The organism is Methylomicrobium agile, from assembly GCF_000733855.1.
Lineage (GTDB): Bacteria > Pseudomonadota > Gammaproteobacteria > Methylococcales > Methylomonadaceae > Methylomicrobium > Methylomicrobium agile.
The window spans coordinates 3,157,073-3,175,899 of sequence record NZ_JPOJ01000001.1 but is presented as its reverse complement, the minus strand read 5'-3'; the positions used below and the strand labels follow the sequence as shown (position 1 = coordinate 3,175,899).

At 58.8% G+C, this 18,827-nt stretch carries 18 protein-coding genes; 16 read left to right on the top strand and 2 right to left on the bottom strand.

Features of this window, described 5'->3' with window-relative positions:
- Window positions 1–216 precede the first annotated feature (216 nt).
- The 15 genes from CC94_RS0114925 (at window position 217) to CC94_RS0114850 (ending at window position 16,515) form a co-directional block, all read left to right on the top strand.
- The gene (locus tag CC94_RS0114925; RefSeq protein WP_005371064.1) at window positions 217–525 is read left to right on the top strand and encodes a hypothetical protein; all 309 of its coding nucleotides are present in this window, start codon (window positions 217–219) and stop codon (window positions 523–525) included.
- A gap of 710 nt (window positions 526–1,235) precedes the next feature.
- Entirely contained in the window at window positions 1,236–1,691 is a 456-nt protein-coding gene (gene ndhC / locus CC94_RS0114915) for an NADH-quinone oxidoreductase subunit A (RefSeq protein ID WP_005371061.1), read from the top strand.
- Window positions 1,660–2,301, top strand: a complete 642-nt coding sequence (locus CC94_RS0114910) for an NADH-quinone oxidoreductase subunit B (protein ID WP_005371059.1) — start codon at window positions 1,660–1,662, stop codon at window positions 2,299–2,301. Before ndhC ends, CC94_RS0114910 begins: the two co-directional genes overlap by 32 nt.
- A 39-nt stretch (window positions 2,302–2,340) precedes the next feature.
- Window positions 2,341–4,119 (top strand): NADH-quinone oxidoreductase subunit C/D, encoded by a 1,779-nt coding sequence (nuoC, locus tag CC94_RS0114905; RefSeq protein WP_031431416.1) that lies wholly within the window; start codon window positions 2,341–2,343, stop codon window positions 4,117–4,119.
- A 28-nt stretch (window positions 4,120–4,147) separates the two neighbouring features.
- On the top strand, window positions 4,148–4,603 hold the full coding sequence (nuoE, locus tag CC94_RS0114900; RefSeq protein ID WP_342666521.1) for an NADH-quinone oxidoreductase subunit NuoE: 456 nt from the start codon (window positions 4,148–4,150) through the stop codon (window positions 4,601–4,603).
- Between the two features lie 15 nt (window positions 4,604–4,618).
- Entirely contained in the window at window positions 4,619–5,899 is a 1,281-nt protein-coding gene (nuoF, locus tag CC94_RS0114895; RefSeq protein ID WP_036304488.1) for an NADH-quinone oxidoreductase subunit NuoF, read from the top strand.
- A complete protein-coding gene (gene nuoG, locus CC94_RS0114890; protein ID WP_031431411.1) occupies window positions 5,899–8,592 on the top strand; it encodes an NADH-quinone oxidoreductase subunit NuoG in 2,694 nt (897 codons plus the stop codon). The genes nuoF and nuoG overlap by 1 nt, the downstream gene beginning before the upstream one ends.
- The gene (gene nuoH / locus CC94_RS0114885; RefSeq protein WP_031431410.1) at window positions 8,589–9,542 is read left to right on the top strand and encodes an NADH-quinone oxidoreductase subunit NuoH; all 954 of its coding nucleotides are present in this window, start codon (window positions 8,589–8,591) and stop codon (window positions 9,540–9,542) included. Before nuoG ends, nuoH begins: the two co-directional genes overlap by 4 nt.
- A 22-nt stretch (window positions 9,543–9,564) precedes the next feature.
- On the top strand, window positions 9,565–10,080 hold the full coding sequence (gene nuoI, locus CC94_RS0114880) for an NADH-quinone oxidoreductase subunit NuoI (RefSeq protein WP_031431408.1): 516 nt from the start codon (window positions 9,565–9,567) through the stop codon (window positions 10,078–10,080).
- Between the two features lie 10 nt (window positions 10,081–10,090).
- Window positions 10,091–10,609, top strand: coding sequence for an NADH-quinone oxidoreductase subunit J (nuoJ, locus tag CC94_RS0114875; protein ID WP_031431407.1), 519 nt, complete (start codon window positions 10,091–10,093; stop codon window positions 10,607–10,609).
- Window positions 10,606–10,914, top strand: a complete 309-nt coding sequence (gene nuoK / locus CC94_RS0114870) for an NADH-quinone oxidoreductase subunit NuoK (RefSeq protein ID WP_031431405.1) — start codon at window positions 10,606–10,608, stop codon at window positions 10,912–10,914. Before nuoJ ends, nuoK begins: the two co-directional genes overlap by 4 nt.
- Before the next feature lie 225 nt (window positions 10,915–11,139).
- Entirely contained in the window at window positions 11,140–12,954 is a 1,815-nt protein-coding gene (nuoL, locus tag CC94_RS0114865; protein WP_031431404.1) for an NADH-quinone oxidoreductase subunit L, read from the top strand.
- Complete coding sequence (nuoM, locus tag CC94_RS0114860; RefSeq protein WP_031431403.1) at window positions 12,951–14,453, top strand: NADH-quinone oxidoreductase subunit M; 1,503 nt, start codon at window positions 12,951–12,953, stop codon at window positions 14,451–14,453. The genes nuoL and nuoM overlap by 4 nt, the downstream gene beginning before the upstream one ends.
- Window positions 14,453–15,910: an NADH-quinone oxidoreductase subunit N gene (locus CC94_RS0114855; RefSeq protein ID WP_031431401.1), complete on the top strand. Its 1,458-nt coding sequence runs from the start codon at window positions 14,453–14,455 to the stop codon at window positions 15,908–15,910. Before nuoM ends, CC94_RS0114855 begins: the two co-directional genes overlap by 1 nt.
- A 59-nt stretch (window positions 15,911–15,969) precedes the next feature.
- The gene (locus CC94_RS0114850) at window positions 15,970–16,515 is read left to right on the top strand and encodes a DUF3782 domain-containing protein (RefSeq protein ID WP_005371041.1); all 546 of its coding nucleotides are present in this window, start codon (window positions 15,970–15,972) and stop codon (window positions 16,513–16,515) included.
- A gap of 66 nt (window positions 16,516–16,581) precedes the next feature.
- Here the strand turns inward: CC94_RS0114850 and CC94_RS0114845 are convergent, their stop codons facing one another.
- Complete coding sequence (locus CC94_RS0114845; protein WP_245549489.1) at window positions 16,582–16,737, bottom strand: hypothetical protein; 156 nt, start codon at window positions 16,735–16,737, stop codon at window positions 16,582–16,584.
- Window positions 16,738–17,515: 778 nt separating this feature from the next.
- Window positions 17,516–17,908, bottom strand: a complete 393-nt coding sequence (locus CC94_RS0114840) for a helix-turn-helix domain-containing protein (protein WP_005371039.1) — start codon at window positions 17,906–17,908, stop codon at window positions 17,516–17,518.
- 665 nt (window positions 17,909–18,573) lie between these two features.
- Here CC94_RS0114840 and CC94_RS23820 point away from each other — a divergent pair.
- On the top strand, window positions 18,574–18,777 hold the full coding sequence (locus CC94_RS23820) for a hypothetical protein (protein ID WP_005371037.1): 204 nt from the start codon (window positions 18,574–18,576) through the stop codon (window positions 18,775–18,777).
- The last annotated feature ends 50 nt before the right edge of the window (window positions 18,778–18,827 follow it).

Sequence of the window (18,827 nt, the reverse complement as noted above, 5' to 3'; positions counted from 1 at the left end):
GCGAGGGAAACCCATCGTTCGCGATTGATGCGCTGCGCAAGGTTCAGCGCCTCTTATCAAGATGTACCGGCGTGTTGGGTTAACGGTAAAGCGGTTAACCCCACCTGCCCGGCTTCAGCCAAGCCAGGAATCTCAATGTAACTTATCGATTTATTTCCTGTCATTGGTTGCGTAAAGGCAATGAAATTGCTCCTGCCGCAATGATGAGGAGGAAGTATGAAAGTAATAGTTGGGTTAGCGGGTTTGTTCGCGATTCTTATCAATAGTCCTTTATCTGCCTGCGATATTGTCAATAAACGGGATATTTATGTAGCCGACCGAATCGGTGTGGCGGGTAATTGTTCAAACAATGGCGAAAAAATCGAATGTTACGAGGTAGGCGAATACTATGGCGGCCTGACCTGCGAGGGGCCCATAGGAACCAACAGCGGCTACAATTTAAGGGACCTGATCTACGCTGTTTGCGCCTGTTCGTCCGAAGATCAGGAAAGGATTGACGAGCAGATGAACCAGGAACTCGAATAGCCCGGATTGTGCTCCGGACGAAACTTGTCGATTCAGTCGACGGCTGGAAGGCGGTTTCGTGTGCGCAAATCACTACCGTTCCTGGTAAAGAGTATCTTTTCCGCAGAAGAGGAGCTAACCGCTGATCCCGATAAGGTATTAGGCTGACTCTGTAGGAGCGAGCGATAAAAGCAATCCCGGAGAGCGTGGCGCAATAGGCAGCGCATGAAACCCGGTCTTCGGCGAAATACTCGTCCCATGCTGACGGCTTTTCGCTATTTGAATTGGATCTTGAGGCAGGAAGCACCCGCCGGCATCCGCTTCCCGTTCGAGAATGAAAGGATCTCCAATGCTCGGCCTTTTGCACGGTGTGGGAAATTGAACAAACCGCCACTTCCGGCAAAGCCAAGGGAACCGCGTTCGAATCCTGAATAATCGTCTCGTCAATCTGATAGGGCTTCGGGGAGCCGGAAGATAGGTAGCGTTCGACGAGAATCGATCGATGCAGACGCTTTGAAAAAAATAGCCTTATTTCTTGAACTCCAGCCTAACGATATTGTCTAATTCTTTTAGAATTGTAAGCACCGGACTCAATGACAAGTTCATTGCGATCGTGGCGACCGGATTAAGGATACAAACGCCCGGCGCTTCCCAAAACCCGAGCCAGGGCGTTTCGGAACCGTCAGCCGGACCATTCCACTTGTCATTCACCGTAAGCGGAGCATTCATCGATGGTTGCCGAAGCCTCTTCCGTCTCGCATATCCTGCCGCTGCTCGTTTATTTCGGGGCCATCCTCGCCATTACCGCCGTCATGCTCGGCGGCGCCTATTTGCTGGGCCAACGGCATCGCGCGCCGCGCGCGGAGGAACCCTTCGAGTCCGGCATCGTACCGACCGGCGACGTGCATCTCCGCTTCTCGGTGCAGTTTTATCTGATCGCGATCTTTTTCGTGATTTTCGATATGGAAACCGTCTTTCTGTTTGCCTGGGCGATCGCCGTGAAGCAGACCGGCTGGACGGGCTTTATCGAAGCGTCGATTTTTATCGGTATTCTGATCGCGACGCTGATCTATCTTAATGCGATCGGCGCGCTCGACTGGCGAACCCGACGGCAGCGCCTTGAAGCCGCCCACCGCCAACACTTGGGAGAGAAGCATGCATTGGACCTTGACCCGCGCCGAGGATGATCCCGCCCCGCAACCGGGAGGACATGCCAATGAGGAAACCCTGCGCCAGAGCTTTCTGCTCGCCAGGCTCGAAGACATGGTCGCCTGGGGACAGGCCCATTCGGTCTGGCCTTTCAATTTCGGGCTGTCCTGCTGTTATGTGGAAATGGCGACCGCCTTCACCAGCCGGCACGACATGGCCCGCTTCGGCTCCGAAGTGATCCGGGCGTCGCCCCGCCAGGCCGATCTGATCGTGATTTCGGGCACGGTATTCCGCAAAATGGCACCGGTCATCAAACGGCTCTACGACCAGATGCTGGAACCGCGCTGGGTGATCTCGATGGGCTCCTGCGCCAATTCCGGCGGCATGTACGACATCTACAGCGTGGTGCAGGGCGTGGACAAGTTTTTGCCGGTCGACGTGTATGTGCCGGGCTGCCCGCCCCGCCCCGAAGCGCTGCTGCAGGGACTGATGCTGCTACAGCAGGCGATCGGCCGGGAAAGGCGGCCTTTAAGCTGGACCGTCGGCGAGCAAACGGTCATCAAACCGGCCGAAAAACCCAGCTACCGCGATCTGCTCACCGAGGCGAGGATGCGCGCTCGCGAGTTGAGAAGCCCGGACGAACTCTAGCCCCAAGGTCAGCATGAAGGCTTGGAAGGATAAACATCGATGAACGCCGAGGCAGGCAATACCGTGTATTCTCCCGCCGCCTCCGAGATCGCCGAGGCGCTTGCCGAACGGCTCGGAGTTGCCGGCCTTATCCCCCAACCTACCGCCGACGGGATCACCACCTTGTGGGTTCCCCGCGAGAAGCTGCGCACGATCCTGCACTGTTTAAAACACGAGCTCCTCTCTCCTCATGTGATGCTGTTCGACTTGACCGCGATCGACGAGCGCCAGCGCATTCACCGCCAAGGCTTGCCGGACAGCGATTTCACGGTCATCTATCATCTGCTTTCCTTTTCCCGAAACGAAGATATCCGGCTCAAGGTAGCCCTGCGCGAAAACGATCTGCTTCTCCCGACGGTTTTGGACCTCTGGCCGTCGGCGAACTGGTACGAGCGCGAGGCCTGGGACATGTTCGGGATCGTCTTCGAGGGCCATCCGCATCTTCGCCGGATTCTGATGCCGCCGACCTGGGAAGGGCATCCGTTGCGCAAGGATCATTATGCCCGCGCCACCGAAAAGGAGCCTTTCACCCTTCCCGACGAACGCCAGGACATCGAACAGAATGCGCTGCGTTTCGTGCCGGAAGACTGGGGCATGAGCCGGCGCAGCGAAGAAAGCGATTTCATGTTCCTGAACATGGGGCCGAACCATCCGAGCGTCCACGGCGTGTTCCGGATCGCACTGCAACTCGACGGCGAAGAGATCGTCAACGCGCTGCCCGACATCGGCTACCACCACCGCGGCGCGGAAAAAATGGGCGAGCGGCAGTCCTGGCATACCTATATTCCTTACACGGACCGGGTCGATTATCTGGGCGGCTCGATGAACAACCTGCCTTACGTGCTGGCCGTCGAGAAACTGGCCGGAATCGAGGTCCCGCCGCGCGCGGAAGTGATCCGGGTGATGGTCGCCGAATTCTACCGAATTGCCAGCCATCTGCTGTTCTACGGCACCTATGCTCAGGATATCGGCCAGTTGTCGCCGATTTTTTACATGTTTATCGATCGCGAACAGGTCTTCGACATTCTGGAATCGATCAGCGGCGCCCGGATGCATTCGAGCTATTTCCGGATCGGCGGGGTCGCGATGGATTTGCCGAAAGGCTGGGACAAGCGGATTCGGGAGTTTCTCGACCGTTTTCCGGGACGGCTCGACGACTACGACAAACTGGTGATGCGAAACGGCACGATCAAACGCCGCACGCAAGGCGTGGGCGCTTATAACACCCGGGAAGCGATCGACTGGGGCGCGACCGGGCCGGGGCTCCGGGCGACCGGCTTCGGCTGGGATTACCGGAAGGCGCGGCCCTACTCCGGCTATCAGAACTTCGAATTCGAAATCCCGATCGCGCAGAACGGCGACTGCTACGACCGCTGCGCGGTGCGGGTCGAGGAAATGCGCCAAAGCGTCCGGATCATCCGGCAATGCCTGGACAACATGCCCGAAGGGCCTTATAAGGCCGAACACCCGCTGACCACGCCGCCGCCGCGAACACGGACGCTGCACGACATCGAAACGCTGATCCAGCATTTCCTGAACGTGAGCTGGGGACCGGTGATTCCGGCCGGCGAAGCGGCCGTCACCGTCGAAGCCACGAAGGGTCTGAACGCGTACTACCTGACCAGCGACGGCAACGGCATGTCCTACCGCACCCGCATCCGCACCCCCTCTTTCCCGCATTTGCAAATGATACCGATGATGTGCAACGGCATGATGGTCGCCGACCTGATCGCGATACTGGCCAGCATCGATTTTGTAATGGCCGACGTGGACCGTTGAGATGAAGGCAGAAACGAATACACGCGCTTTGAGCGCAACCGAAATCGACGAGATCAACGCCGAATTGCCGCACTATGAAGACAAGTCGGCCGTCTCGATCGAAGCATTGAAGATCGTTCAGAAACACCGCGGCTGGGTTTCCGACGACAGCCTCACCGCAATCGCCGAATACCTGAAAATATCGCCCGCGCAGTTGGAAGGGGTTGCGACCTTTTACAATCTGATTTACCGCCGGCCGGTCGGCAACACCGTGATTCACGTCTGCGACAGCGTGAGTTGCTGGATGCTCGGCGGCGACCGGTTGCGCGACAAGCTGTGCCGGCATTTGAACGTCAAGCTCGGCGAGACGTCGCAAGATGGCGAATACACCGTTTTGCCGATCGTTTGCCTGGGCGCCTGCGACCGCGCACCGGTCGCGATGGTGAACGGCGAACTCAGGCCGGATCTGACCGACAATATCGTACAGGAACTCCTCGGAGAATAAGGCGAGATGGCGACGATGGACAGACCGTTAACCCAGAACATCCGCGCGGACCGTGACTTCGCCACCCTGGCGGATTACCGCAAAACCGGCGGTTACGAAGGACTGAGGAAGGCCGTAACCGACCTCGGCCCGAAGGCAGTGCAGCAATGGGTCAAGGACGCAGGACTCCGAGGCCGGGGCGGCGCCGGCTTCGGCACCGGGCTCAAATGGAGCCTGGTGCCGATCGACCCGGCGCCGGACCACCCCCCTTATCTGGTGGTCAATGCGGACGAGATGGAGCCCGGCACCTTCAAGGACCGGCTGCTGCTCGAAAAGGACCCGCATCAATTGCTCGAAGGCATCGCCATTGCCGCTTACGCGATCCAGGCGCAAACCGCTTACATCTTTCTGCGCGGTGAATACCGCCTGGCCGCCGAGCGCTTGACGCGGGCCCTGCAGGAGGCCCGTGCGGCACATTATGTCGGCGCGCATCTCCTCGATTCAGATTTCTCGCTCGATATTCATCTCCATACCAGCGCCGGCCGCTATATCTGCGGCGAAGAGTCGGCGCTGCTGAATGCACTGGAAGGCAAGCGGGCCACGCCGCGCCCAAAACCGCCCTTCGCGGTGGTCAGCGGCCTGTGGGGGCGGCCGACGGTCGTGAACAATGTCGAAACGATCTGCAACGTGCCGCACATCCTGCGCCACGGCGCGGACTGGTACAAGGGGCTCGGACGCGGCGCCGATGCGGGCACCAAGCTGTTCGGCGCCAGCGGCCGCGTCAAACGCCCCGGCCTGTGGGAACTGCCGATGGGCACGCCGATTCGCGAAATCCTGGAAGAGCATGCCGGCGGCATGAAGGACGGCTACCAACTGCGCGGCTTCCTGCCCGGCGGCGCTTCGACCGATTTTCTGCTGCCCGAGCATCTGGACGTGCCGATGGAGTTCGATACGGTCGCCAAGGCCGGCAGCCGGATGGGCACCGGCACCATCATCGTGCTCGACGATAAGACCTGCCCGGTGCGGATGGTGTTGAATCTGGAACGGTTTTTCGCGCAGGAATCGTGCGGCTGGTGCACCCCGTGCCGGGACGGCCTGCCGTGGACAGTGACGCTGCTGCAGGACATCGTCGAAGGCAGGGGCCGCCCCGAAGATCTGGATACCCTGGCCGGTTTAACCCGGATGCTCGGCCCCGGCAACACGTTTTGCGCACTCGCGCCGGGCGCGATGGAACCGCTGCAAAGCGCGCTGAAATATTTCCGCGAAGACTTCGAACGCTACATTTTTCAAAACCGCCCGCTCAAGGAGGCCGTCTGATGGCCCGGATCGAAATCGACGGCAACCTGCACGACGTGAAGGACGGCGACAATGTACTCGCTGCCTGTCTGTCGCTGGGACTGGATCTGCCCTATTTTTGCTGGCATCCGGCGCTGGGGTCGGTCGGCGCCTGCCGGCAATGCGCGGTGATCCAGTACAAGGATGCGGAAGACCCTCGCGGCCGCCTGGTGATGGCCTGCCTCACGCCGGTCGCGGATAACCTGCGCATTTCTCTGAATGCCGGCTTGGCCCGGCAATTCCGCCAGGACAACATCGAGCTGTTGATGACCAATCACCCGCACGACTGCCCGGTCTGCGAGGAAGGCGGCGAATGCCACCTGCAGGACATGACGCTGATGACCGGCCACACCGCGCGCCGTTACCGCGGCCGCAAGCGGACGCACCGGAATCAATATCTCGGCCCTTTCGTCAATCACGAAATGAACCGCTGCATCGCCTGCTACCGCTGCGTCCGCTTCTACAACGACTACGCGGGGGGCAACGACCTCGAAGTGCTGGGCATCCACAACAACGTGTATTTCGGCCGCTTCGAGGACGGCACGCTCGAAAACGAATTCAGCGGCAATCTGGTTGAAGTCTGCCCGACCGGCGTCTTCACCGACAAGCCGTTCAGCGACCGCTATACCCGGAAATGGGACTTGCAGACCGCGCCTTCGGTCTGCGTGCATTGCAGCCTCGGTTGCAACACCGCACCGGGCGAACGCTACGGCGAACTGCGCCGGATCGTGAACCGCTACCACGGCGACGTGAACGGCTATTTCTTGTGCGACCGGGGACGCTTCGGCTACGGCTTCGTAAACAGCGATCTGCGCATTCGAACCGCACGCATCGATGGCCAAAGGGCTGCGTCTTCGGAAATCGCGATAGAACATTTTCGGGCACTGTTACAAGACGCACAGGGACTGATCGGAATCGGTTCGCCGCGCGCATCGATCGAGGCAAATTTCGCGCTGCGCGAACGGGTCGGCGAAGACAACTTCTTTCTCGGGCTCGACGATACCGAGCACACCTTGCTGGAAACCATCCATCACGTTATCACGAGCGGAGGCATCCATACGCCATCCCTTCGCGAAACCGAACAGGCCGACGCGGTCCTGATTCTGGGCGAGGACCTCACCCACAGCGCGCCCCGCCTCGCCCTGTCGCTCCGTCAGGCGGTAAGGAACGCGACGATCGAACTGGCCAAAAAACTGAAAATCCCGCATTGGCTGGACAACGCGGTCCGGCAATTACAGGGACAGGCGCAAAGCCCGCTGTTCATCGCCTCCGTTTACGCTTCGCGCCTGGACGATATCGCAGCCGGAACCTTTCACGGCAGTCCGGAAGCGATCGCCCGGCTCGGCTTCGCGATCGCGCATTACCTGAATCAGGAATCGCCCCTGCCCTTCGGCCTGGACGAAGCGGACAATGCGCTGGCAAGCCGTATGGCGGCCCAGTTGCGCCAGGCGAAACGGCCGCTGATCGTTTCGGGCACAAGCGGCTCAAGTCTGGCGGTAATTCAAGCGGCCTACAATGTCGCCAAAGCGCTGCCGGCTCAGGACAAAGGATTGATTTTCGCGTTGCCCGAGGCGAACAGTTTGGGCCTGGCGATGCTCGGCGGCAAACGGCTGGAAGCAGCCTTCGCGCACGTGAAAAACGGTTCGGCCGACACGGTCGTGATTCTCGAAAACGACCTTTACCGGCGTGCGCCGCAGGCACAGGTCGATGATTTTTTAAATTCGGCACAACAAACCGTCGCGATCGACCATCTCGAAAACACGACGACCGCAAAAGCCGGCCTGCTGCTGCCCGCCGCCACCTTTGCCGAATCCGAAGGCACTTTGGTCAGTAACGAAGGCAGAGCCCAACGTTATTTCCCGGTTTATCCGACGAAAGAACCGGTGCTCGCCGCTTGGCAATGGCTGGATCGCGCTATCGAAAAACCCCGCTGGAACCATTTCGGCGATTTGTCTTCGGCCTGTGCGGCGGAAATTCCTGCGCTTGCCGGGATTGCGCGCCTCGGCCAGGCAAATGTGCCGGCCGTCGAGGGAAAAATCCCCCGGCAGCCGCACCGCTACAGCGGACGCACCGCGATGTACGCCAACATTAAGGTCAGCGAGCCTCCTTCGCCGGAAGACCATGAAACGCCGTTCGCTTTTTCGATGGAAGGCGACACCGTCCATGCGCCGCCCGCGATGGTGCCGGTCGTGTGGGCGCCGGGCTGGAACTCGAATCAGGCGATCGGCAAGTTCCAGGACGAAATCGGCGGCCCGCTGCACGGCGGCGACCCGGGTATCCGGCTGGTCGAAGCTTCGGGAACCCTGCCCTGGTTCGACGGGATTCCGCCGGCTTACACGCCCGATCCAACGCTTTGGCGGATCATCAGACTGCCGAATATTTTCGCCGGCGAGGAATTGAGCCGGCATTCGCCGCCGATCGCGGAACGGCTTCCGGACCTGTGTATCTTCATGAATCCCGAGGATGCCGGAAGGTTGGCTGTGCGCGACAACGATCCAGTCGAGATTGCCGATGTGGCCGGATTCGTCTTACATCAGCTTCCGGTCCGGATCGAACCGACCTTGTCGCCCGGTTTGCTCGGCGTGACCTCGGGCCTGCCGCCTTTTCAAAATATGCGAAACGACGCCCGAGTCGTGCTGAAAAAAGCTTCGGTCCAAGAGGAGGATCGCCTATGAACGCCGAACTCGGCGAAGCCGCCGACATCGCCGGTATTTTGATTGCGGTGATCGTCGTCGCCGCACTGCTGATCTGGGTCGAGCGGCGCCTTCTGGCTGTCTGGCAGGACCGGCTCGGCCCCAATCGCGTCGGACCGCTGGGGCTGATGCAGGTGGTCGCGGACATGATCAAGATGTTTTTCAAGGAGGACTGGATACCGCCTTTTGCGGACAAACCAATCTTCGTGATCGCCCCGACGATCGTCTTCATGACGGCGCTCGCGGCTTTCGCGGTGATCCCGTTCGCGCCGGGCGTCGGGATCATCGATTTCAATTTCGGGCTGCTTTATTTTCTGGCGCTGTCTTCGCTGTCGGTCTACAGCATCGTGCTGGCCGGCTATGCGTCCAACAACAAATATTCGCTGCTCGGCGGCTTGCGCGCGGCCGCGCAGACGGTCAGCTACGAGGTCTTCATGGGCATTTCGATCATGGGCGTCGTGATGCTGGCCGGGACGTTCGATTTAAGAGGAATCGTCGAGGCCCAGCGCGGCGGCTGGTTCATCGTGCCGCAGTTTTTGGGCTTCGTGATCTTTTTGATCGCGATTGTCGCCGAAAGCCGCCGCGGCCCGCTCGACCTGCCCGAAGCCGAACAGGAATTGGTGGCCGGCTTCCATACCGAGTATTCCGGAATGAAATTCGGGATGTTTTTCGTCGGTGAATATGTCGCGATCATCCTGAATTCCGCGATCATCGCGACGCTGTTTTTCGGCGGCTGGCTGGGACCGTGGCTGCCGCCCCTGGCTTGGTTCTGCCTGAAGACGGGCATCGGGGTCATGTTTTTCATCCTGATCCGCGGCGCCTTGCCGCGCCCGCGCTATGACCAGTTGATGGCCTTCGGCTGGAAAATCCTGCTGCCGGCCGGCCTGTTGAACCTGGTGATCACCGGCGCGCTGGCACTCCCGCCGGGCTGACCATCGAGACAAGGAGCTTATGATGCTGAGCCAGTTGCGATCGTTATGGGAAGTGTTGAAACACACGTTCGTCAAGCCGGATACGGTCGAATACCCGGAACAGAAACCGGCGCTGTCCCCGCGCTACCGGGGACGCATCGTGCTGACCCGCGACCCGGACGGCGAGGAGCGCTGCGTCGCCTGCAATCTCTGCGCGGTGGTGTGCCCGGTCGATTGTATCGCCTTGCAGAAAACCGAGGACGAAAACGGCCGCTGGTATCCCGAATTTTTCCGGATCAATTTTTCGCGCTGCATTCTATGCGGATTTTGCGAGGAAGCCTGCCCGACCTGCGCGATCCAGCTGACGCCCGACTTCGAGATGTGCGAATACGACCGGCAGAACATGGTCTACGAAAAGGAACATCTGTTGATCGACGGCACCGGCAAATATCACGATTACAACTTTTACCGGGTTGCCGGAATGACGATCGGCGGAAAAGCGAAGGGACAGGCCGAAAACGAAGCCCCGCCGGTCGATGTGAAAACCCTGTTGCCCTGAAGGAAACCCTATGGCGCCGATCCTGTTTTACCTGACCTCCGCGGTCGCGGTGTTCGCGACGGTGATGATGCTGACCCGGCTGAATGCGGTCCACGGGCTCCTGTACCTGATCCTGTCGCTGCTGGCGGTCGGCGTGATCTTCTTCCTGATGGGCGCCTATTTCGCCGCGGTGCTGGAAGTGATCATCTACGCGGGCGCGATCATGGTGCTATTCGTATTCGTGATCATGATGCTCAACCAGGGTCAGACGACAACCGCCCAGGAGCGTGCTTGGCTACAGCCCGGCGTCTGGATCGGGCCATCGTTGCTGGCCCTAATTCTGCTCGCCGAAATGGCCGTGATCATCGTTCATGGCGGTCATATGGAAACCGGCCGGATCGTAAGTGCGAAACAAGTCGGCATCACCTTATTCGGCCCTTATCTGATCGCGGTCGAACTGGCCTCGATCCTGCTGCTGGCCGGGCTGGTCGGCGCTTACCACCTCGGCAGGCCGATACCGAAAACGTTACCTCCGGAGAGCGGCCCATGAACACGATTCCTTTGGAATTCGGGCTGATGCTGTCGGCGGTGCTGTTCGTGCTCGGCTTGATCGGCGTATTGGCGCGCCGCAATCTGATCATGATCCTGATGTCGCTGGAAGTAATGCTGAATGCGGCGGGGCTGGCGTTTATCGTGGCGGGTTCGCGCTGGGGACAGGCGGACGGACAGATCATGTTTTTGCTGGTGCTGACGCTGGCGGCCGCGGAAGTCGGTATCGGACTGGGGCTGGCGCTACAGATTTTTCACCGTTTCAAAACGCTGGACGCCGATGCGGTCAGCGAAATGCGAGGTTAGTACAGGTAGGATGTGCCGACGAAGGAGGCGCATCGTTCGCGATGCGATACCCTGAAGGGCATTTGATGCGCTTCACTTCGTTCAGCACATCCTACGCATTTTTCATCTGCCGAGGTATGGATGGCAGCCCCATAGTTGTTAAATAACAACTTTATTTTGCCCTCATCCTCTCCCCAAGGGGGAAGGAATCGTTCTTTGGACTTAGCCGTACAGGAGGATTCGACCGTGTTGCAATTGTTAGGCTGGATACCGCTTTTTCCGCTGCTCGGCTTCCTAAGCCTGGTTTTTTTCGGCCGGCGCCTGTCCAAGCCGACGATTGCCCGGATCGGCGTCGGCAGCGTGGGAATTTCGGCCTTGCTGGCCTTCCTGGTCGGCTTCGAATTCCTGCGCGGCTCGATGGCGCCCTACCGGCTGGCGCTGGGCGCCTGGATCAGCAGCGGTGACCTCGCGATTCCGTTCGACCTTTATCTCGATGCATTGTCGCTGACGATGCTGTTCGTGGTGACCGGCGTCGGCTTTTTGATCCACCTGTATTCGGCCGAATTCATGGAAGAAGATGCCGGCTATGCGCGTTTTTTCGCCTATATGAACCTGTTCGTTGCCGCGATGCTAGTGCTGGTGCTCGCGGACAATCTGCTGCTGCTCTATCTGGGCTGGGAAGGGGTCGGACTCGGCAGCTATCTGTTGATCGGCTTCTGGTACGAAAATCCGGAAAACGGTTACGCCGCGCGCAAGGCGTTCGTGATGACCCGCATCGGCGACATGGCGCTGGCGTTGGGCCTGTTTTTACTGTTCACCGAACTGCATACGCTCGATATTCAAACGGTGATGGAGCGGGCGCAGAGCCAATGGACGGTCGGCGCGATCCTGCCTGTGGCCGCGGCGGCGCTGCTGCTTGGCGGCGCGGTCGGCAAATCCGCGCAGTTGCCGCTCCAAACCTGGCTGCCGGACGCGATGGCCGGCCCGACGCCGGTCAGCGCATTGATCCATGCCGCCACGATGGTCACCGCGGGAGTTTATCTGATCGCGCGGACGCATGTATTGTTTACACTCGCCCCACCTGTGCAAACCGCAGTCGCCGTGGTCGGCGGGATTACTTTACTGATCGCGGGGTTGTCGGGCCTGGTGCAGACCGACATCAAACGGATCCTGGCCTATTCGACGATCAGCCAGATCGGCTACATGTTTCTCGCGCTCGGCGGCGGCGCCTGGTCGGCGGCGATTTTCCACCTACTCACGCACGCCTTCTTCAAGGCGTTGCTGTTCCTGGCGGCCGGCGCGGTGATCTTCTGTTTCCACCACGAACACGACATTTTTAAAATGGGAGGCCTCCGCAAAGCGATGCCGCTTGCATTCTGGAGCTTCCTGATCGGCAGCGCCGCGTTGGCCGCGCTGCCTTTCACTTCCGGTTATTACAGCAAGCATGAAATCCTGCTGGCGGCCTTCTCGCGTTCGCCGGCGTTATGGGGAGTCGGCTGTCTCGGCGCCTTGCTCACCGGCATCTACAGCTTCCGGCTGGTCTTCGTGGTGTTTTTTGGTAGCCAAACCCGGCAAGTCGAGACGACCATCGGCCACCGGATGGGTATTCCCCTCGTCCTGCTGAGCATTTTGGCATTGGCGGGCGGCATGCTGCAAATCCCGCTCGATTCGGTCTTTCCGGTCTCCCACGCCGAGGCTGTTTCTCCGCTGGTCTCCCTTGTCACGCTGAGCATGCCGATACTGGGTTTGTTGATCGCGGCGCTTTTTTATCTGACCGGCACGTTTTCGCCGGCCGCTTTCGCGAACGAGCCGATCAGGCGGCTGCTATTCTCGGGCTGGGGCTTCGACGCTATCTATCGGGCGCTGTTGATTCATCCTTTCGCCGCACTGGCCCGATCGAATAAAAACGATCGGGTGGACAGCCTGTACGCCGGCATCGCCCGGCTGAGCCGGCAACTGCACGCACTCGCCACAGTCACCCAAACCGGAAGCGTCCGCGGGTACGCTACGTCGATGGCGTTAGGCTCCGCCATCGTGATCGCGATAGGGCTGCTGTCATGATGCTGTCTTCTTTGATCGCCGTTTTGTTTCTCGGCGGCATCGCCGCCTGGACGGCCGAACGTTGGAACCCGAGCGCGCCGCGCTGGATCGCGATCGGTACGCTGGCCCTGGAAGCCCTGCTGGCCGGCTCGCAATTTGCGGGGCTTGATGCTAGTACCACCCTTCTCTCTACACCAAGTCTATCATCCGCGTGGCTGGCCGAAGTCGATTTGCCCTGGATTCCCCGCTTCGGCATCGGTTTTCACCTGGCCGCCGACGGCCTGAGCCTGTTGCTGATCGCACTGACCGTACTGCTCGGCTTTATGGCGGCCAGCAGTTCCTGGACCGAAATCGACCAACGGACCGGCTTCTTTTACTTCAATCTTTTAACCTGCCTGGCCGGCACGGTCGGCGTGTTTCTGGCGGTCGACCTGTTCCTGTTCTTTCTGTTCTGGGAAGTGATGATCGTCCCGATGTATTTCCTGATCAGCATCTGGGGACACGAAAACCGGATTTACGCGGCGATCAAGTTCGTGATTTTCACGCAGGTCAGCAGCCTGTTGATGCTGATCTCGATCATCGTGCTGGCGCTGGTCCATTACCATGCCACAGGCGCCTTCACGTTCGATTATTTTGTTCTGTTGAACGCCAGGCTCGATCCCGAATTGTCCATCTGGCTGATGCTCGGTTTTTTTATCGCGTTTACGGTCAAGCTGCCGGCGGTGCCCTTCCATACCTGGCTGCCGGACGCGCATACGCAGGCGCCGACCGGCGGCAGCGTGATTCTGGCCGGCGTGCTGCTGAAGACCGGCGCCTACGGGCTGCTGCGCTTCGTGATCCCGCTGTTTCCGGATGCCGCGCACCGGTTCGCGCCGGTGGCGCTCGCGCTCGGCGTGGTCAGCGTGCTGTACGCGGCGCTGATGGCGTTCGCGCAATCCGATTTCAAACGGCTGGTCGCTTACACCAGCGTCAGCCACATGGGTTTCATTCTGCTGGGCGCATTTTCCTGGAATCTGCTCGCGATGCAGGGCGCGGTCGTGACGATGCTCGCGCACGGGCTCAGCGCCGGCGCCCTGTTCATGATTGCCGGTTCCCTGCAGCACCGCCTGCATAGCCGGGAATTCGGAAAGATGGGCGGCTTGTGGCAGGTCATCCCGCAATTGTCCGCCTTTACGCTGTTTTTCATAATGGCGACGCTGGGGCTTCCGGGACTCGGGAATTTCGTCGGCGAGTTCCTGGTGCTTATCGGGGTCTTCCAGGCAAATACGGCCGCGGCCGCAGTCGCCGCGCTCGCACTGATCCTGTCGCCGGTCTATGCGCTGATCGTGATCCAGCGAGCCTACCACGGTCCCTTGCAAACACGGCCCCTGCTGGCTGATTGCAGCGTCCGCGAACTGGCCTCGCTGGGGCTGCTGGTCGCGGCCCTGGTCTGGCTGGGCCTGCATCCCCAGGCCGTCCTGGACGTTTCGAAGCCGGCGCTGCAGCCGTGGGTGCAGAACCTCAATGCAAAGGAGACCTGATGAAACTCGGTTCGCTGATCGCTCTGGCGCCTTTTCTGGCAATGACCGTCACGGCCGTTGCCGCGATGCTCGCGATCGCGGTCAAACGGAATTTAGCGCTGATTAACGGGATTGCGGGCGCCGGCATCGTGATCTCGCTGCTGTTGCTCGCTCCGGCCCGACAGCAGGCTCCGGCACAAGTAACTCCGCTGCTGCGGATAGACGATTACGCGCTGTTCTTTATCGCCTTGCTGCTGTGCGCAGGTCTTGCGGTGCTGGGCCTATGTCATGATTATTTCAAGGAACGCGGCGGCGAAAACGAAGAACTTCCGCTGCTGCTCGTCACCGCGCTGCTCGGCGGCTCGGTGCTGGCCGCCAGCAGCCATTTCGCGGCCTTTTTTCTGGGGCTCGAAATACTGAGCATTTCGTTGTTCACGCTAATCGGCTATCCGGTCAATCAATTGCGCCCGCTCGAAGCCGCGATCAAATATCTGATATTGTCCGGCGTGTCTTCCGCCTTTCTGCTGATGGGCATCGCATTCCTTTACGCACAAAGCGGCGAATTGAGCTTCAACGGCATGAATCGCTTTATCCTGTCCCAACCGGCAATGAACACCGTCGTGTTGAGCGGAATCGTGCTGATCGTGGCCGGACTCGGTTTCAAACTGTCGTTGGTGCCGTTCCATTTGTGGACGCCGGACGTCTACGAAGGCGCACCCGCGCCGGTCACCGCTTTTATCGCGACCGTCTCGAAAGGGGCCGTTTTCGCGCTGCTGCTGCGCCTGTTCGCCGAGACCGGCAGCTACGCGTACACGCCGCTCCAGCCGGTGCTCGGCTTCATCGCGGTCCTGTCGATTCTGGGCGGCAACCTGCTGGCGCTGCTGCAAAAGAACGTCAAGCGCCTGCTGGCCTATTCGTCGATCGCCCACATGGGCTATCTCCTGGTCGCCTTCATCGCCGGCGCGCGGATTGCCAAGCCTTTGGTCGTGGAATCGGTGGGCTTTTATCTGGTCGCCTATTTCATCACCACGATCGGCGCGTTCGGCGTCGTGTCGGTGCTTTCTTCGGCGGATCGGGAAGCCGGCGATATAGCCGTTTACCGGGGCTTATTCTGGCGGCGCCCCTGGCTGGCCGGCACGTTTACGCTGATGCTGCTGTCGCTGGCCGGAATTCCTTTGACCGCCGGCTTCATCGGCAAATTCTATATTTTCGCCAGCGGCGCCGACGGAAAGCTCTGGGGCTTGCTGGCGGCGGTCATCGTCGGCAGCGGGCTGGGGCTTTTCTACTATCTCAGGATTATCGTGACGATGTCTACGGAGGAGGATGAAGGAAAAGAAACCGAACTTCGAACAATGCCCGGCGAACAGTTATCCGCCCTAACGCTTGCCGTTTTAAGCCTGTTGCTGGTCTGGTTCGGAATTCTTCCCGAGTCTCTTATCCATTCTATTCGCGCCGTAGCAGATATTTTCGGCAAATAACCCAAACGCGAAAATGTGTTATAGTGCAAACCCTTATTTTTCCACTGAGTTAAACCTCCATGTCCACACCGGCTGAAGACATCTGGGCCATTTTGCGGGAAGTGGCCGAATCGCAAAAAGAAACCGACCGCAAGTTTCAAGAAACCGACCGCAAACTCAAGGAACTCGGCAAGCAAATCGGCGGCTTGGGAGAAAAATTCGGCAGCTTTACCGAAGGTTTGGCGTTGCCGTCGATGGAAAAAATCCTGCGCGAACGTTTCGGCATGGAGGTCGTCAGCCCCAGCGTGCGCGTCAGCAAAGGCGGCGAACACATCGAAATCGACGTGCTGGCCTACACCAACGGCGAGCTCAATCGCGCCTACGTGGTCGAAGTCAAAAGCCATGTGCGCGAAGAAGCGATCAGCCAAATCCTGACTTTGCTGAAACGCTTCCGCGACTATTTTCCCGAGCATAAAAACAAAACGGTCTACGGCATTCTGGCGGCGGTCGACATGACGCCGGCGTTACGCGAGCGCGCGCTCAGTGAAGGGCTTTATGTCGCGCGCATCCATGACAGCGTCTTCGAGATGGACACGCCGGAGAAATTTGAGCCGCAGGCGTATTGATTGTTTAGAGATTAGATAAATAGAAGGGAAAAAGCCCTTATGGCGGAACCGCTAGCGCGTTCCGCCCTACGCGCTCTCGGTCAGCAATCTCTCATAAGGAATATGCAACCCGTCGTGCAAGCGCTTAATCATCCTTAAACTCAACGGACGCTTGCGGTTAAGCACTTCCGAGACCCGGCCGCTGCTGCCGATATAGCCGAGTAGGTCGGGCAACAGCTTCATCGTTGCCCGACGATAGGCGGCAATCTTGCTTCGCTATTGCAACAACCTGGAGCCGCCACCCCATTGGACCCCGGCCATGTCGGGCACAAAAAAACGTGCCCGACCTACGCGGCTATCTGCTGTAGGGCGTTTTCGCGATAGCAAAACGCCAATAGCCGGGTAGGTCGGGCAACAGTCCCATCGTTGCCCGACATTCGGTGGCAATCTTGCCTCGCTATTGCGACAATCCGCAGCCGCCACCCCATTGAACCCCGGCCATGTCGGGCACAAAAAAACGTGCCCGACCTACGCGGCTATCTGCTGTAGGGCGTTTTCGCGATAGCAAAACGCCAATAGCCTTCAAAGCGGAGGCGGATTGCCTAACGGCGAATCCGCCCTACAAGAGCTCGCGTGGAGCCGGGTAGGTCGGGCAACAGTCCCATCGTTGCCCGACATTCGGTGGCAATCTTGCCTCGCTATTGCGACAATCCGCAGCCGCTACTCAATTGAAACCCTGCAATGTCGGGCACAAAAAGCGTGTCCGACCTACTCGGCTACCTGCTGTAGGGCGTTTTCGCGATAGCAAAACGCCAATAGCCTTCAAAGCGGAGGCGGATTGCCTAAAGGCGAATCCGCCCTACAAGAGCTCGCGTGGAGTCCAAAGCTTGCTTTGGTTGATTTTCCAAAGCAAGCTTTGGACTCCATTTTTCTTAACTTAATGACAGCGCGTAGCACGGGTAAAGGCGCCAGCCGAAACCCATCCATCGAAAAAACAAGAACATGCAACGTCCGGAAGTCATCATGATTTACCGTTTCTGGGCGCCTTCAGCAAATCGATAATTTCTTTCAAATACGCCACTTCTTTGTCTTTCTGCTCGACGAGCAATTGCAGTTTTTCCAGCTCGACTTGCAAGTGCATGGATTCGGGCGAGGACTCACCGATGTACCAATTGCCCTGCTTGTTATGCGTGCCAGTCTGGTTGAAAACATTTTTTTCATTTAGCTCCAGCAAATCCACGAGCTTGATGCCGAACAAGGCGGCAATCTGCTCGAGCCGCGACAAATTCACGTCCGTTTCGCCGCGCTCGATACTGCCGTAACCGTTCGGCGACATTTCCAGCTTACTGGCCGCCTCTTCCTGCGACCAGCCTTTCAACTGTCTGAGCAGGCGAATTTTTTCATGTACAGCCATAAAAAACACATCCCATGGGTGAAATACCAAGTCTGGCTTGATTGTAGCAAACTCGCGGCATTTTTATAATTCGAGCAGCAACGTAAAACGTAAGGTGGATTTGCCGACACGACTGCCGGGTAGCGTCGGGCACAAAAAAACGTGCCCGACCTACTCGATCATTTCAGTCAAATGACCGATAACAGGCTCGCATGCCATGAAATAAATTAGCCGGGTAGCCGAGTAGGTCGGGCAACAGCTTCATCGTTGCCCGACGATAGGCGGCAATCTTGCTTCGCTATTGCAACAACCTGGAGCCGCCACCCCATTGGACCCCGGCCATGTCGGGCACAAAAAAACGTGCCCGACCTACTCGATCATTTCAGTCAAATGACCGATGACAGGCTCGCATGCCATGAAATAAATTAGCCGGGTAGCCGAGTAGGTCGGGCAACAGCTTCATCGTTGCCCGACGATAGGCGGCAATCTTGCTTCGCTATTGCAACAACCTGGAGCCGCCACCCTATTGAACCCCGGCCATGTCGGGCACAAAAAAACGTGCCCGACCTACGCGGCTACAGCTATCTTCGGCAAACATTTCAGTCAAATGACCGATGACAGGCTCGCATGCCATGAAATAAATTAACAAGCTCCATGTTATTTCTACCGTTAGAAGACGTTTCTCCATGTGCGACAAAAAAAACAGCAACGATAACCGCCGCAAGCGAAAACAGCCGCTTGCCGACACCCTCATTCCCAATGCCGTTAAATTAAGCCGTCATCTCGGCACGGATTGCCGAGATCCAGACTACAGGGATGTATTGAAGCTCGCCATCCCTGGCGCCTGGATTCCGGCATTCCTTGCCGGAATGACGAATTCCTCCTCTTAACTTAACGACATTACTCCATCCCCTGTACCCAATCATTGAATAAGGAACCC